This is a genomic window from Rhizobacter sp. P2_G4 (genome assembly GCF_056403575.1).
On sequence record NZ_JBFUFG010000003.1, the window covers coordinates 135,205 to 149,875 of the forward strand.

18 protein-coding genes are annotated in these 14,671 nt (G+C 65.3%); 7 read left to right on the top strand and 11 right to left on the bottom strand.

The window, feature by feature from the left end:
* Nucleotides 1-50: 50 nt before the first annotated feature.
* From AC1DYS_RS13495 to AC1DYS_RS13520, 6 genes are all read left to right on the top strand, one after another.
* A complete protein-coding gene (locus AC1DYS_RS13495) occupies nucleotides 51-542 on the top strand; it encodes a hypothetical protein (protein ID WP_477899871.1) in 492 nt (163 codons plus the stop codon).
* 76 nt (nucleotides 543-618) lie between these two features.
* Complete coding sequence (gene nudC / locus AC1DYS_RS13500) at nucleotides 619-1,443, top strand: NAD(+) diphosphatase (protein WP_477899873.1); 825 nt, start codon at nucleotides 619-621, stop codon at nucleotides 1,441-1,443.
* Between the two features lie 199 nt (nucleotides 1,444-1,642).
* Nucleotides 1,643-2,713, top strand: a complete 1,071-nt coding sequence (locus AC1DYS_RS13505) for a DUF4062 domain-containing protein (protein ID WP_477899875.1) — start codon at nucleotides 1,643-1,645, stop codon at nucleotides 2,711-2,713.
* A gap of 856 nt (nucleotides 2,714-3,569) precedes the next feature.
* A complete protein-coding gene (locus tag AC1DYS_RS13510) occupies nucleotides 3,570-4,193 on the top strand; it encodes a DUF2127 domain-containing protein (protein WP_477899877.1) in 624 nt (207 codons plus the stop codon).
* Nucleotides 4,130-4,414, top strand: coding sequence for a DUF3574 domain-containing protein (locus tag AC1DYS_RS13515; RefSeq protein ID WP_477899879.1), 285 nt, complete (start codon nucleotides 4,130-4,132; stop codon nucleotides 4,412-4,414). The genes AC1DYS_RS13510 and AC1DYS_RS13515 overlap by 64 nt, the downstream gene beginning before the upstream one ends.
* 17 nt (nucleotides 4,415-4,431) lie before the next feature.
* Complete coding sequence (locus tag AC1DYS_RS13520; protein ID WP_477899881.1) at nucleotides 4,432-4,773, top strand: GlpM family protein; 342 nt, start codon at nucleotides 4,432-4,434, stop codon at nucleotides 4,771-4,773.
* A 27-nt stretch (nucleotides 4,774-4,800) separates the two neighbouring features.
* Here AC1DYS_RS13520 and AC1DYS_RS13525 read toward each other — a convergent pair whose 3' ends face one another.
* Entirely contained in the window at nucleotides 4,801-4,992 is a 192-nt protein-coding gene (locus tag AC1DYS_RS13525) for a hypothetical protein (RefSeq protein ID WP_477899883.1), read from the bottom strand.
* Between the two features lie 125 nt (nucleotides 4,993-5,117).
* Nucleotides 5,118-6,314 (bottom strand): MFS transporter, encoded by a 1,197-nt coding sequence (locus tag AC1DYS_RS13530; RefSeq protein WP_477899885.1) that lies wholly within the window; start codon nucleotides 6,312-6,314, stop codon nucleotides 5,118-5,120.
* Between the two features lie 56 nt (nucleotides 6,315-6,370).
* Between AC1DYS_RS13530 and AC1DYS_RS13535 the strand changes: the two genes are divergently transcribed.
* Nucleotides 6,371-7,021, top strand: coding sequence for a helix-turn-helix transcriptional regulator (locus AC1DYS_RS13535; protein ID WP_477899887.1), 651 nt, complete (start codon nucleotides 6,371-6,373; stop codon nucleotides 7,019-7,021).
* On the opposite strand, the gene AC1DYS_RS13540 is transcribed toward AC1DYS_RS13535, so the two are convergent.
* The 9 genes from AC1DYS_RS13540 to AC1DYS_RS13580 all read right to left on the bottom strand — a co-directional run bounded on the left by AC1DYS_RS13540 (nucleotide 6,961) and on the right by AC1DYS_RS13580 (nucleotide 14,570).
* On the bottom strand, nucleotides 6,961-7,662 hold the full coding sequence (locus tag AC1DYS_RS13540) for an HAD family hydrolase (RefSeq protein WP_477899889.1): 702 nt from the start codon (nucleotides 7,660-7,662) through the stop codon (nucleotides 6,961-6,963). The genes AC1DYS_RS13535 and AC1DYS_RS13540 overlap by 61 nt on opposite strands.
* Nucleotides 7,663-7,735: 73 nt before the next feature.
* Nucleotides 7,736-8,005 carry a DUF1488 family protein gene (locus AC1DYS_RS13545; RefSeq protein WP_477899891.1) on the bottom strand — a complete coding sequence of 90 codons (270 nt, stop codon included), beginning with the start codon at nucleotides 8,003-8,005 and terminating at the stop codon, nucleotides 7,736-7,738.
* A gap of 88 nt (nucleotides 8,006-8,093) precedes the next feature.
* A complete protein-coding gene (locus AC1DYS_RS13550; protein WP_477899893.1) occupies nucleotides 8,094-8,519 on the bottom strand; it encodes a PH domain-containing protein in 426 nt (141 codons plus the stop codon).
* Nucleotides 8,520-8,575: 56 nt separating this feature from the next.
* The gene (locus tag AC1DYS_RS13555; RefSeq protein WP_477899895.1) at nucleotides 8,576-9,154 is read right to left on the bottom strand and encodes a DUF3299 domain-containing protein; all 579 of its coding nucleotides are present in this window, start codon (nucleotides 9,152-9,154) and stop codon (nucleotides 8,576-8,578) included.
* A 33-nt stretch (nucleotides 9,155-9,187) separates the two neighbouring features.
* The gene (locus tag AC1DYS_RS13560; protein WP_477899897.1) at nucleotides 9,188-9,799 is read right to left on the bottom strand and encodes a DUF3299 domain-containing protein; all 612 of its coding nucleotides are present in this window, start codon (nucleotides 9,797-9,799) and stop codon (nucleotides 9,188-9,190) included.
* A gap of 10 nt (nucleotides 9,800-9,809) precedes the next feature.
* Nucleotides 9,810-11,084 (bottom strand): ABC transporter permease, encoded by a 1,275-nt coding sequence (locus tag AC1DYS_RS13565; RefSeq protein ID WP_477899899.1) that lies wholly within the window; start codon nucleotides 11,082-11,084, stop codon nucleotides 9,810-9,812.
* The gene (locus tag AC1DYS_RS13570) at nucleotides 11,081-11,803 is read right to left on the bottom strand and encodes an ATP-binding cassette domain-containing protein (RefSeq protein ID WP_477899901.1); all 723 of its coding nucleotides are present in this window, start codon (nucleotides 11,801-11,803) and stop codon (nucleotides 11,081-11,083) included. The genes AC1DYS_RS13565 and AC1DYS_RS13570 overlap by 4 nt, the downstream gene beginning before the upstream one ends.
* 8 nt (nucleotides 11,804-11,811) lie before the next feature.
* Nucleotides 11,812-12,369 carry a DUF2796 domain-containing protein gene (locus AC1DYS_RS13575; protein WP_477899903.1) on the bottom strand — a complete coding sequence of 186 codons (558 nt, stop codon included), beginning with the start codon at nucleotides 12,367-12,369 and terminating at the stop codon, nucleotides 11,812-11,814.
* 26 nt (nucleotides 12,370-12,395) lie between these two features.
* Nucleotides 12,396-14,570, bottom strand: a complete 2,175-nt coding sequence (locus tag AC1DYS_RS13580; RefSeq protein ID WP_477899905.1) for a TonB-dependent receptor — start codon at nucleotides 14,568-14,570, stop codon at nucleotides 12,396-12,398.
* Between the last annotated feature and the right edge of the window lie 101 nt (nucleotides 14,571-14,671).

Genomic DNA, 14,671 nt, shown 5'->3' on the forward strand with positions numbered 1-14,671 from the left:
GGTCGCTGATGTACGAAGTAAGTTTCCGTGCGTTGGTACGACTCAGCCCCATGAAGTCCATCCTGATTCGCGTGCTGGCGTGCGCAGTTGTGACCTATTGGGCGTGGGTCACCCAGGGTCCGGAAGGGTTGGTCTACAGCTCGCTTGTTCTCTCGCTGGCTTTTGCGAGGCCGATCGTGGATCTGGCCATCGACGCATATCGCTCACTGCGAGCGCTTGCGTACCGCGACATCGAAGGGCGTCAGTTTTCTTACCGGGGAACGCTCATCGACGTCGCCGAGGACGATCATCGATACAGGTGGCTTCTTCTGCGCGATGTTCGCAAGGTCCTCCCCAGCCTTCCGCGGGACGACTCGATCCGCAGAATGCTCGCCCAGGACGTCAAAACCTTTGGCTCCGAAAGCTATCCGCGAATTCGTGAAGACGCATTGCTCGCCTATCTCGACAAGGCGACGAACCTGGAGTCGGTGAAGTTCAGGAGCTGGGTGGAGAAGAGCGTGGTCTTTCCCTCCCGCAGGGCAAGAGAGAGATCCATGCAGTGAGGCGCCAGCGCGAGCACGCGCTGAACATTCAGCCTTCGGCGATGATGGCGAACTCGTCCACTGCCACAGCCACCGAATGAGCTTCATTCCCGCCAGCCAGCCCGTGGAGCCGGGCTCGCCGCAGGCCTGGTGCTTTGCCTTCGTGCAGCGTGAGTTGCTGCTCCTGGACACCGAGGCGCCCACGCTCGCGCCGATGGACGCCACCGCGCTGATCGCGCAAGCCACAGTGCGCCATTACCTCGGCAGGTTGGCCGCGGTGGACTGCTGGGCGCTGACCTTGCCCGAGTCGCCACCCGGCTGGCGCCGCATGCCGCTGCGCGCCGCGATGATGTCGCTCGACCCGACGCTGGGCGCGTTGGCCGGGCGCGCAACACAGGTGCTCGAGTGGGACCGCACCCATCGGTACTGCGGCGTCTGCGCCACGCCCACCACGCTGCAACCCGGCGAGCGAGCGCGCATCTGCCCCGCCTGCGGCCACACCGCCTACCCACGCTTGAGCCCCGCGATGATGGCGCTGGTGTGGCGGCCCGGCGAGCTGCTGCTCGCACGTTCACCGCACTACACGGCGGGCATGTACAGCGCGTTGGCAGGCTTTGTCGAAGCCGGCGAGTCACTGGAAGAGTGCGTGCACCGCGAGGTCGCCGAAGAGGTGGCGGTGACCGTGGACGGCCTGCGCTACTACGGCAGCCAGAGCTGGCCCTTCCCGAACAGCCTGATGGTCGCTTTCACCGCACGCTGGACGGGCGGCGAGATCGTGCCGCAGCCCGGCGAGATCGAGCATGCGCAGTGGTTTACGCTGGATGCGCTGCCGAACATTCCGCCGCGCTTCTCGATCGCGGGGCATTTGATTCGCGACACTTTGGCGAGGATGCAGGCGGGGATTGGGGTTGAGGGCGGGTGATGTGGCTGGATGCTTCGTCTGTTTGACGTGCCGCACTGAGCCAGGAAATTTCACCTGAAAAGTGATTGCATCCGGGGGCATCTGCATCCATCCACAAAGGGGTGTATGCAGGCATTTGAAGCTCAACCTGGCGCGTAGTATCTATGCCTACGACACGTTAGGCATTACACAAGCAATTTGCACAAGAGGGAGGTTATCAATGGCTTCGCCACGAGTCTTTGTCAGTTCGACATGCTATGACCTAGCCGACGAACGGGATGGTTTACTCGGTTTTTGCAATGCGTTCGGCTTCGAGGTCGCCCTTAGCGAACGAGGAGATGTCTTCTACCACCCAGACCTCCACACACATGTCGCGTGCGTTCGCGAGACTTCGAGTTGCCAGCTTTTCGTCCTCGTCATCGGAGGAAGGTTCGGAGGCAAGTATGTGATAGACAAAACCAAGTCAATAACAAATGCCGAGTACATCTCAGCTAGAGAGCAAGGTCTCCCCATCTTCACTTTCGTAAAGCAGGATGTCCTAAACGACCATCACATCTGGCAACGAAACAAGGACAAGCCCTTTGCTAATGAAATCTTCTACCCCTCGATAGAAAAGCAGGAAAACGCGATCGACATCTTCAACTTCATCGACCACGTACGCCAAGCTCCGACGAACAATGGCTTCTTCGGGTTCAAGCTCACCAAGGAGATCTTCGAGTATCTGAAAAAGCAGTGGGCTGGGATGTTCTTCGAGTACCTTCAAAGTCGCACGCTGGCCCGGCAGCTAGCTACTACCAACGAAACGCTCGCAACGCTCACCGCCGCGTCCGAGAAGATTGAAGAGATCGTCCGAGGCATCTACAAGAATATCGATGCAGCTGGTGCCGGCTCTGCACTAGACACCATCGATCTGGAAGCACAGGCGCGAGAGCTCTTTGTCACCATGGCGGCAAGGACATCGGATCGCCTTTATCTGTATAGCCATACTCAGAAGCGCGCGCCTCAAAGCCCGCCACCCGACTGGTATGCATTCTTTGTCGACTACGGCTTTTTTGAGCTATCCGAGGGCAAAGAAGACGACGGCACACCGTCGTTGAGTCTCACGTATTCAGAACGAGTCGTCGCCAAGCTCACGGGTTCACTTACCAAGCTACAGCAAGTCGAGCTCGCATACTTTCAGCGACTCTATGAAGCGTATCTAAAACTCCCAGTGGATTCGAGAGCCAAGTTGGTCGAGAACCATCTCTTTGTTCCACCGCCGAAGCCTGCCGCCAAAGCTTCGTCCGCATAGGCGCGCGTAATGCCTAATCGGGTAGCCGGGGGTTTCTAGCCCCCAGCCCCACACCACCCACCATGCGGGTCCGCAGTGGGCGGTTCATCGCGGCAATACTCATGGCTGGTTACGCGCTCGCCGCTGGCAATACCTCACCCTGTCGGGTTCAACGGCATGCCAAGGTCCGCTTGGCTCCTCCATGTGGTTGCGATGTTCGGTCCTTCAGTCCTTGTGGACCTACTATGACCTCTGCTGACTTCTGCGTCGTCACGGCGCGCGTTACCGCGCGTCGCGCTGTGCTGTTGGGGATGGTTGCTGCCAGTTCATCGCATGCAGCGGGCAGCTCGCCGCAGCGCCTGGACCTTGACATCCCGGTGTGGTCCGTGCCGGGTCTGTCATCCGTCAACAAGCACCGCATGCCATGCAGATCTCCCCAGGTAAGAACGCGAACTGTCGGTGCACAAGCGCCGCATTTGCCGCAGGCTGCGTACCGGTGGGCTTCGCTGTCATGTGCCAGCTTGCCTGGCAGCCCTCGGCCTTGTCTATGCGGTTTCTGTCCGTCGCCTCGCACCTCTTGCGCTCCGGCTTCCTCCAGACAAGCCCTCGCGGCCTTGCCCTTGCCTTCGGCTCGTGGTTATCCTTGCTCATCATGATGAGCCCAAGTCGGTACTCCCACAGGGGACTTCCACTCCATAAGTTCGCGCCCATGCTGGGTGCACACCCTTCAATCGAGAGTATGTCGCCCGGCAAACCGGGTCACGCCTCTCATCTCGAACGTTGAGCCTCAAGCAGTTGCAGCGACCGGCCGCTGACCAGGCAATCGTCTTCAGGCTTTCATCTACCAAAATGGCACAGACGAGAACAATCCCAGGTCGTGGCTTCACTCGAGGCAATCAAGGGCGTCGCTGTGCTGCTCGCGGCCACGGGTTTGCTGTCTCTGATGCACAGAGATATCTGTGCCATCGCCACCATGCTTATCGAACATGCCCGCCTGAACCCGGCGTCACGCTACCCACAGATCTTTCTCGATGCGGCAAGCAACCTGGCGGACAGCAAGCTCCTGCTGCTGGCGCTCGGTGGCGCGGCGTATGCCTCGCTTCGCCTGGTCGAGGCTTACGGCTTGTTCTTCGAGCGGCCTTGGGCGAAGCTGCTTGCGGCCGCCAGCGGTGCCCTCTACGTTCCCATCGAGCTCATCGAACTGTTCCGCCGGCCCGGTTGGCAAGGGCTGGCCTTCCTTATGCTCAACCTCGTGATCGTGGCGATCATGGTGCGAGCCCTGTTCTCGAGGCGCCGAATGGCGGCAACCCTGCGGCGGCCTGAGCCTTCTCTCTTGCTCTTATCTTTTGCGTCTCGCTCAGCGCGTGCACAACGCTACATGGGCTCGACTGCAAAAGCGGCGAACAGCTCGCCATTCAAGACTCGCTGTACTTCGGAATGGGCAAACCGAATGGCGTCGTCACCACGGAGGAGTGGACGGACTTTCTCCGGACCGAGGTGACACCGCGTTTCCCGCACGGCTTGACCGTGCATGAAGCATCAGGCCAGTGGCTCGGCGCAGACGGCGTGATCGTTCGCGAGGCGACGCACGTGCTGCAGCTCGTGCATCCGGACGACGCACCCAGCGACAAGAAGGTGGCAGGGATCATCACCTCGTACAAGATGAAGTTTCAGCAGGAGGCCGTTCTTCGAGTGAGGACGGGTACCTGCGTGTCGTTCTGAAGCGAGGAAGAGCGCCGTTGATCTCGCTGTTCCTCAAATGCCTTCTCGGCGCTGCCGCCGTGCTGGTCATCGCGCTGCTGTCGCGCTCCAAGAGCTTCTTCATCGCCGGGTTGGTGCCGCTATTTCCGACCTTTGCGCTGATCGCGCACTACATCGTCGGTTCCGAGCGCTCGGCGGCCGATCTGCGGACCACGGCGTTGTTCGGTCTCTGGTCGCTGATCCCGTACGCGGTCTACCTGCTCGCGGTCTATTGGCTCAGCACGCGGTTCTCGCTGACGGGCACCTTGCTGGCGGCCACGGGAGCATGGATCGTTGCTGCAGCGGTGCTCCTGCTCGGGTGGTCGCACTTCTACCGATGAGGCGCGGTGCGGCGACCGCGCGTCGGCTCAATGCATCGCCTCGCCACGCAAGCGTCGCAGAACCACCTCGACTTGAAGCGCGAGTTGTTCGAGTGCAGCTTCGAGTTCTTCCGCCGTCGCGTTGAGTTGCTCGGCGCGTTCGCGAAGCGCCTGCACGGCCTCTGGCGAGCCGCCCTGGTTGTCTGCTGAACCGCCGCTGGAACCGAGATCGTCTGCCACGTCGTTCCCTTTCAGTTGCCTTCGCAGAAGTTTTGTCGAGACCGATGCTGCGGCCTATCGGCGTGGGTTACCCGTGGCTGTAGGAATAGTCCGTAGTAGCGGGGATCGTCGGCCAAAACTGAACCCTAGCTTGCATCCAGCGCGAGCCGATCGGCGCGGTGCGATGCGGCGTGCCAGGCCAGCGGCAGGGCCGCCAACGAGGCGATGAGCCCGAAGACCGCCGCTGCCGTCCAGCCACCGGCCTGCACGCAGGCGGCCATGATCGGCGGTCCGAGCAGGGAGCCCGAAGCGCCGCATTGCGCCAGCATGCCGTTGGCTCGCACCATCTGCCCCGGTTCGCTGGCCAGGCGAGGCAGCAGGGCGAAGGCGAGGCTGGCGAACACGCCACCCAGCATGTTGAGCAACACCGCCAGGCCGATGGCCACGTGGGCTTGCGGTGCCGTGGTGAAGACGCCGAACAGTAGCAGCGGCGGCAGCCCCAGCGATGCCATGACCGGCCAGCGCACGCCCGCACCATGGCGCAGCAGCCAGGCCGCCATGGCGCTGCCGGCGATGCCCGACACGGACGCGACCGCCGCCCACTGCCCAGCGGCTTTGGCGCTGAGGCCGACCTCGCGCACCAGCAGTGTCGGCAGCAGCGCGAGCGCGCCGATCTCGAACAGCGCGAAGGCACCGAAGCCGAGGGCCAGGCACCACATCGCCGGGGGGAGTTTGATGGTGGCACGCCGGGTGGCGACCGGCGCTTCCGCGTGGTCGGGCAGGTGCGCGCGCCACAACACGGCCCACAAGGCCACGACGACGATGCCGCCTGCCGTCATCGCGCCGCGCCAACCCCATGCGGCGGCCATGCGGGCGCTGGCCCAGGCGCCGAGTGCGAGGCCGGCCGGCACGAAGGTGCTCCACAAGGTCAAAGCCAGCCCTTGCACGCGCGCGCCGAAGGCCTCGGCATGGTGGGCGATCAACACGGGCGCGCTGACGATCACGCCGAGGTAGCCCGCAGCCTCCAGCAGCCGCCAGCCAAAGAGACCGGTGACACCTTGTGCCCAGGCGCCGCCGAGGCCCGCCAGCGCGAGGCAAGCCACGCCGCCGTACAAGGTGCGCCGCAGGCCGAGCCGGTGCGCCAACAGGCCGGCCACTGCACCGAGCGTGGCGCCGCCCACCTCGATCAGCGAGATCGCAATCGCCACCACCGGCAGGCTCAGGTCGAGCGAGCTTGCGATCAGCGGCGCCAACGCCGACAACTTGCCGAGCTGCGCCGCCGCCAGCAGGCCGCACAGGTACAGCAGCACGACCACCGGCCAGGGCGAGGGCGCTTTCGTCATGAGGCCGCCCGCGCGCGGCCGAGGGCCGGATTCACGGCGGTAACATCACCGCCAGCATGTCCACGCCTCTTCAGATCCGCAGTGGCGACGAACGTGCGTTGGGGCGCTCTCTGCGCACCTGGCGCACGTTGCGGCGCATCAAGCAGTTGCACGCGGCGCAGTTGCTGGGGGTGTCGCAGGCCACCGTCTCGCGCTGGGAAAACGGCCAGACTCCCCCGTCGCTCGAAGAAGCCGAGCGCCTGCGCTCCCTGATGGCCGCGCGTCTGGACAGTGACGCCGACCGCGTGCTGGCGAGGCTGGTGCAGCAATCTGCCGCACCGGTTCACCTGATCTGCGACCTGACGCACCGCCTGCTCGCGGCGTCGCGCGCGCGCGAGGCGCAGTTCAAGGTGCCGACGAGCCGGCTGATGGGCACCTCGCTGTGGCGCTACGCCAGCGAAGACATCGTCCGGGCCGAAGGCCAATTGGCCGACCACGGCTGGTTCGGCCCCACTCCGCCGGCGATCGAGTTCCACACCGGAGCCCGCGAGAGCGACGAGCTGGCGATCTTCGCCTGCGACATGCGCTGGGTGCGCTTTCAGCTGTCGGACGGGAGCTTCGTGCGGCTGGTGGAAAGCATCTCGAAGCAGGAGAGGCCGAACATCACTCACGCAGCGTCACCGGCCAGCCAGTCGGCCATCTCGGCCAGCGAGTCGCACTGGCGATAACGCGGGTGATCCGCCGGTGCCTGCGCCGCCTCGTGAGCCCAGACGAGCGGGTAGGGGATGAGCACCGCGGCGCAACCGGCGTCGAGGGCGGGCAGGATGTCGGAGCGCACCGAGTTGCCGGCCATCAACGCATCGTGCGGCGCCACTCCATGGCGTGAAAATGCTCGCCGGTAGGTGTCGGTGGTCTTTTCGCTCACCACTTCCACGCCAGAGAAAAAGGCGCCCAGGCCTGACGCGGCGAGCTTGCTTTCCTGGTGGAACATGTCGCCCTTGGTGATGAGCACCAGCGGTGCGACGGTGGCCAGCCTCTCCAGGGCCTCCGGCACGCCGGGCAACGGCTCGACCGGGTGGCGCATCAGCTCACGCCCCGAACTCAGGATTTCAGCCAGCACGGAGGCAGGCACCCGCGCATCGCTCAGCTCGAGCGCTGTCTCCAGCATCGACAGCGTGAAGCCCTTGGCACCGTAGCCGTAGGTGCCGAGGTTGCGCCGCTCGACAGCGGCCAGCGCGTCTTCCACCTGCGCCGCATCGGCCCAGGGCGCGAGCAGCGTGTTGAAGCGGTCGTGGGTGAGGCGAAACAGGGTTTCGTTGTGCCAGAGCGTGTCGTCCGCATCCAGCCCGATGATCTTGGGAGTGTTCATGTGGCGACAGCTTAAAGCGCCGCCGCCACCAAGGCGCTGAATGATTTATTCAGCGCTGGCAAGCAGGGCGTGCCTACCGGAGTGGCTCACCCGGCTCGCGCAGGTCGTACTCGCGAAGCATCACCGGCTCGATGGAGCCTTGCGCCACCCGGCGCGCCACCGCAGCGGCGATGTCGGCCGCGTTGGCGGTGTAAGTCTCGAGCGGGTCGTCGTCCTTGGCGGTCGGCCTGAAGCGGCGGTGCAGCGTCTCGCGGCTGATGCTCGCACCCATGATCTCGCCGTTGATCGGAATCCAGAATCGGACGGCGCCCGACTCGACGTGGAAAAACGGTTCTTGTGGCATTCGACTTCACCAGAGGGCGCAGAGCGCAATGGAGGATTGTGATCCCATTCCATCGATGCAGTGCCATGGTGGCGCGATGGCCTCTGGATTACAGCGTGCCGCCCTTGGCCTGGTCCTGCGCTTCGATGAAGGCCTTGCGGAACTCCATCGGCGACGAGATGCCGGTGATGGGCGCTTGTGGCTCGCCGGCACCGGCGATCACCAGCGTGCCGAAGTTGAACAGGCGGCCGAGGATCTCCTGGTCGACCTGGATGCTTTCGACCTTGTTGATGTTGATCTCGACCGTGCGCCGGCGAACGAAGCCGTGCTTGACGATGACGCGCCGCGTCGTGATAGCCAACTCGGTGGTCTTGTAGCGCACGTAGGCCATGATCAAGAAGATGAGCCCGAGGCCAAAGGCCGGTAGCAGCACGAGCCCCAACGCGATCAGGTGCCACAAGGACCAGAGGCTGATGTGCCCGAGGTGCACGATCTTCTCGTCCTTGACCAAGGCGCCTTCCACATAACTCGTCATGCGTTCTTCCGGTTGCTTGCGACGAGCGAGTGTAGTGGCGGGTGGCATTCCCCAACTCACTGGCGCGGCACGTAGCGCTCCATGTCCACCGCGGCGATGTGGTACCCGCTGACGCCCATGCGCGAATCCTGGCGCATCGTCTTCATGATGCCGCTGACCTGCGCCATGTCCATCGCTTCGAAGCCCTTCACGGCCTCGGGCAGGGTCACGTGCACGATCTGGTTGGCCGCAGGCGGTGGCGAATGGATGCAGGCGCCGAAGTACGGTACGAGCAGAAACTCGCGCAGTTCGGCAGTGGGCCCATCCAGCGGCACGATGTAGCCGACGAGCCGCACGGCCTCGCCGTTCAGTGCGCTGACGGTGGGTGCGTTGTCCCAGGTGGCGCGCATGTCCTGCAGAAAGCGCTGCGACCGTGGGTCGCCGTCTTTCATCGCGTTGAGGTCCAGCTCGCGCAAGCGCTTGGTCGGGTCCCACTCCTTGGGCGTCAGCTCCCACCAGCGGATGAGCCGGTAGCTGCGTGCTGCGTTGGCTTGCGCATGCCGATGCCGTAGATCACCGGGGAGCACGGCCAGCACCGCGAGCGCGGCCACTGCAGGCACCGCGCGCGTCAGCCAGAAGCGCCGGGTGGTGTTCATGCGCAATTCAGGGGCACCACGCCGGTCACCGGGTCAACGCTTGCCCTGGTAGAGCGACACGGCCTGCCCATCCATGCGGTAGCCCGAGGTGCCCATCGCCGTGTCGCTGATGCCGGTGTGCAGCTGGCCGCTGACCCAGATCGCGTCCATCATGCGAATGCCCTTGGCCGGCGTGGCCAAGGTCACGTGGATGACCTGGTTGGCGGGCGGCGGCGGGGTGTGGATGCAGGCGCCGAAATACGGCACAAGGAGAAACTCGTGGAGGGTCTCGCCTTCGGCGTCGAGCGGGACCACGAAGCCGGCGATGCGGATGCGCGTGTTGTCCATTGCCGGCTCGGTGGGCGCGGTGTCCCACGAGCGTTTCAGGCGTTCGAGTGCAGCAATGGCTTGCGGGTCGCCGTCCTGCATGCGGCCGAGGCTGAGCACGCTGACGCCTTTCATCGGGTCCCAGTCCTTGGGCATCAGCGAGTCCCATTCGGTGACCTTGAAGTCGCCCGCCTTGGCGTTGGCCTTGGCGGCCGGCGCGAGCTTGTCGCCGACGCGGTAGCCGGGTGACGAGGCCGCCTTGTCGGCCGCGAAGACCGGCGTCGGCAAAACGGTGTGAGCCGCGATCGCGGCGGCGAGCAGAAGGGTCCAGTGCTTCATCGTGCAACTCCTACAAGCGGGGAGACAGACCATCGGCGAGCGCCAACCGGCACGCACGCCACGCGGGGATCGCGCCGGCCAGCAGGCCGGCCAACAACACGCCGCCGAGCAGCGGCCATTCGCCGGACGATGCGACCCACGCGTGGATCGTCATGCCGAAATTCGACTCCAGCCAGGGGCCGGCAAACAGCGCGATCACGGCGAGCAGCGCCAGCCCGATCGCCGAGCCCGCCACGGTGGCGGCCACGCTCTCGGCCACCACCAGCGTGGCGATGTGCCGCGGCCCGGCACCCACCGAGCGAAGAATCGCCAGCTCGCGGCGGCGCTCGTTCAAGCTTGCGAGCACCACGGCCACCATGCCGGCCAACCCGATAACGACGATCATCGCGGACACCGCCAGCATCGTCCGCTCGGCCACGCCGACCACACGCCACAGCTGGTCGAGCGCCACACCGGGCAACACGGCCAGCAGCGGCTCGGCGGCAAACTGGTTGACGTCGCGCTGCACCTTGAACACGGCGCCGCGGCTCTTCAGGCCGACCAGCATCGCGGTGATGGTCTTGGGCTTGAGGTCGAACTTGCGCACGTACTCGGGCGGGATCACCAGGCCCGGGATCGGCGCACCGGCCTGCCAGTCGAGGTGGATCGCCTCGATCGCTTCGAGGCTGATGTGCACCGTGCGGTCCACCGGCGTGCCGGTGCGCGCAAGGATGCCGACCACCGTGAACGGCTTGTCTGCGTGCTCGGCCAAGCCTGGCCCGCCGGCGCCATGGCTGAGCGTGATGTGCTGGCCCAAGCCGTAGTGAAGCGAGTCGGCCACGTCGGCACCGATCACGGCTTCGAACACGCCGTCGAGCGTGCCGCTGAACGCGCGGCCGGCGCTCAGCGTCAGCGGCTTGCGGTAGCCGTATCGAAAGTGCTCGAAGTAGCCGGTGCTCGTGCCCAGCACGGCAAAGCCCTTGTGTGAATCGCCCAGCGACACCGGCACCGCCCAGGCCACGGCGGGGTTGGCGGCAATGGCTTCGAAGCTGCTCCAGCGCACGTTGTTCGTCGCCTCGCCGAGGCGGAACACGGCGTAGAGCATCAGCTGCACGGGGCTCGTGCGCGCGCCGATCACGAGGTCGGTGCCGGAGACGGACTGCTCGAAGCCTTCTCGCGCTGCAACGCGTGCGCGTTCCACGCCGAGCAGCATCGTCACCGACAGCGCGATCGCCATCACCGTGAGGCCGAGCGTGGCGCGGCGGTTCCAGGCACTGGCCAGCGCCAGCCGGAAGAGGTACCTCATGACGCCGCCTCCTCGACCACGCTGGCTGCGCGGTTGAGTTCATGCAGCGCCACCTCGCGCGTGAAGTGCGATGCCAGCCGCCGGTCGTGGCTGACGAAGAGCAGGCTGGCGTTGGAGGCCGCGCACTCCTGCAGCAGCAGGTCGAGAAACCGGTCTTGGCGCTGCGCGTCGAGCGCCGAGGTGGGCTCGTCGGCGATCACGATCTCGGGTCGGCCGATCAGCGCACGCGCCACGGCCACTCGCTGCTGCTGGCCGACGGACAGCTGCGTCACTGGCCGCTCCGTCAGCTCAGGCGCTAGGTCGAGCGCCCGCAGCAGGCGGCGTGCTTCGGCTTGCGGCGCTGGGCCGGCTTTCTGGTTGCGCCGTGCCGAGAACCGGCAGGGCAGCAACACGTTGTCGAGCACGCTGAGGTACGGGATCAGGTTGAACTGCTGGAAGACGAACCCAATGTGGTCGACGCGAAAGCGGTCTCGCGCGGCGCTGCCCAGGGCTTCGAGATCGGTGGGCTGGCCATCGATGGCGATGCTGACCTGGCCATGCTCTGCCACCAGCACGCCACCGAGCAGGCCCAGCAGCGTGCTCTTGCCGCTGCCGCTGGGCCCGTGCAGGAAGATGCGTTCGCCGGCGTGGACCTCGAAGTGCTCGATGTCCACGCACGGTGGCTGGTTGCGGTTCCAGCGGAACCGCAATTGGTCGACGCTCACCAGCGGCTGCGGCATCGCGGGGCCTACCACTTGACTGTGCGCTCGCTCGGCGACAGCACGGTGGACGACTGGCCTCTCGGCCCGACGACCTGCACGTTCAGCTTGCGAAAGCCCGGGAAGGCCTGCAGCAGGCGAACGTCCATGCCGGTCAGCTTCTCGGGGGCTGCGCAACGCCAACCGAAGCTGGCGTCGAGGTCGGCGTGGCCATCTTCATCCTTCCTGGCCTCGGGCTGAGCCGGCTTGGGTTCGCCGAGCAGCTCGGGCGCCAGCGCACCCGATTCGAGCTGGACCGACGACAAGCTGCACTGCGCTGCGGCCGTGGGCACGAAGAGGCTCTGCGCCTGGCGAAGCTTCGCGGCCATTGCCCGAACGGCGCCGCGTTCCTTGTCGGTTCGCGGCGCGTGTTCGAAGCCGAGCACGTTGTCGAGCGGGCTTTCCAGCGCGATGTCGAGCTGGTTGCCATCGACGGTGACACGCAGTTCGGCGGCGCCATGGACATGAGCGCCGGGCTCGGCGGCAGACGCCGCGAAGCACGCGGCGAGTGCCGCAGCCGCCCATGAGATTTGCAATGAACGATGCATGGCAATGGACTCCAGTCGATCGCGGGTCAGAACGAGAACGGTTTGCTCAGGGTGACGTACAGCGTGCGGCGCGGGCCGTACTGCGGTGCGCCAACGCCGATGCCGCTGCCGTCGCGCAGCTGGTAGCTGCGGTCGAACAGGTTGAGCACCGACACCCGCGTGTCGACCTTGCCGAACGAGCCGAGATCGAACGGCCGGGCCACCGAGGCGTTCACCTGCGTGTAGCTGGGCAGGTGCTCCGAGTTGGCGAAGCCGTTGCGCAGGCCGCTGCCGTAGAGCACGTCGCCGCCGACCACGGTGCTGTCGCCGAAGCGGTACGACACGCCGGTCGAGACGGCCACGGTCTGGTCGTGGTCGAGGTGGACCCAGTTGCTGGCGATGTAGTCGAGCTCGTCCTGTTCGAAGTTGAACTGACCCGTCTCGACGCCCTTGCCGAGCGCGCGCGAGACCGTGAGGTTGGCGTAGCCGGAAAGGCGTTCGTCCTTGTAGGAGGCCGACAACTCGACGCCGTAGACCTTGGCCTTCTCGAAGTTGAAGGCCGAGTAGATTAGGGCGTTGCCGAACTGGCCTTCGTCCTGCAGGTGGCGGACCTTGCGGTAATAGCCATCGAGACCCAGCGTCACGCGCGGCGTGAGCTGGTGCGAGATGCCGGCGTCCAGGTAGTCGGACCGTTCCGAGCGAACGGCAGTGTTCGCATCCGAGGGCAGGGCGTTGGTCGTGCCCTGGAATTTATCGATCGAGGTGATGTCGATCTTCTCGGTGGGCGGCGGCGTGAAGTAGCGGGCGTAGCCGGCGTGCACGCGGGTGTCGTCACCCAGCTGGTAGGTGAGGCCCATGCGCGGGCTGAGCTGTGATTCGTCGACCACGGTCGACACCTTGTCATAGCGCACGCCGTAGTTCACCGTGAGCGCCTTGCTCGGCTGCCATTCGTCTTGCAAGTAGATGCCGTAGAGGTTGCCGCTCAGCGAGCCGTTGTCGCTGATCGTGACCGGCGTGGTGCTGGTCTGGTTGCCGTCGGCATCGGCCGGGAACACCGTCGATTCGTTGGCGACCGTGCCGCGCTCGTGCTGCAGGAAGAGGCCCGCGCGCAGAGTGTGCTGCGCGTTGAGGCGGTCGCTCAAGTCGAACTGCATGCCGGTGGCGGTGTTCTTGCGAAGCACGTCGGCGGCCACGCCGTTGTAGGTGAGGTCGCCGACCGGGTCGGGCTGGTAGTGCACGTCGCTGTAGCGGCGGAACAGCGAGACCTGGTAGTCGACGTTCTTGTCGAAGCTGGACTGGAACGAAACCACCTGGAAGTCGTTGCGCTCACGCTGGTTGGCGTTCAGGTCTTCGGAGGCGACCGGTGCGGCCCCGGCCATCGTGAAGGTGGGCGACTCGCCGGTCACGTTCGGAATCTGGAACTTGCTCTGCGATTTGCCGAGCATGACGCTCACGCGGCTGTCGTTGTCGAGGAGGTAGCTCAGGTAGGCGAAGCCCTTGCCCTGCTTGGTTTCGTCGTGCAGTGCGTTTTTGGTCGACATCGGGTTCTCGATGCCGGTGTCGTTCTGCAGGTAGGAGCCGGTCACGAAGTACGACAGGTTGCCGCTCGTGCCACCCACGTTGGCGCTGGTTTCGCGGTGGCCACGGCTGCCGACGGTCACGTCGATGCTGCCGCCATTGGCCATGTCGGCACCCTTGCTGTGGATGTCGACGATGCCGGCCGTGCGGTAGCCGTATTGCGCGGGCAGGGCGCCGGTCAGCACGCTGATCTGGTTGGCGAAGCGCGTGTCGAGCACCTGGCCGAAGCCGCTGATCGACTCGGGGATCACGACGCCGTTCAGCCGGTACTGCAGGTTGGCGTGGTCGCCGCGCACATGCAGTTGACCGTACGAGTCGCCCACCACGCCGGGTGCGCGCAGGATCACCTGGTTCAGCGGCGTGGCGTTGCCGAGCGGCATGTTGGCGATGTCGGTGTCGCTGAAGCGGTAGATGGTGCTCCCCGTCTCGGGAGACAACGAGCTGCGCGCTGCATCGAGCTTCTGGCGGGTGCTGATCACTTCGACTCGGTCGAGTTGCTGGGCCGTGGCTGGGGTTGGGGCAGCAGCCGCGGCTGCATCGGCTGCGGGCGTTGCATCGTCGGCATACGCTCCGGTGGCGCCGAGCACGAGTGCGATGGCCGCAGCAATGGGCTGCAGCGCGTGGGGACGTGAGGGGAAGGTCATGTTGCGGGAATCTGTGAATGGCGGGCGGCCATGGCGCTGGGCGCCAAGCCTGGGGTCGAGCAACACATCGATGCAGCCGCCGTGAATGCGGACGGATTTGC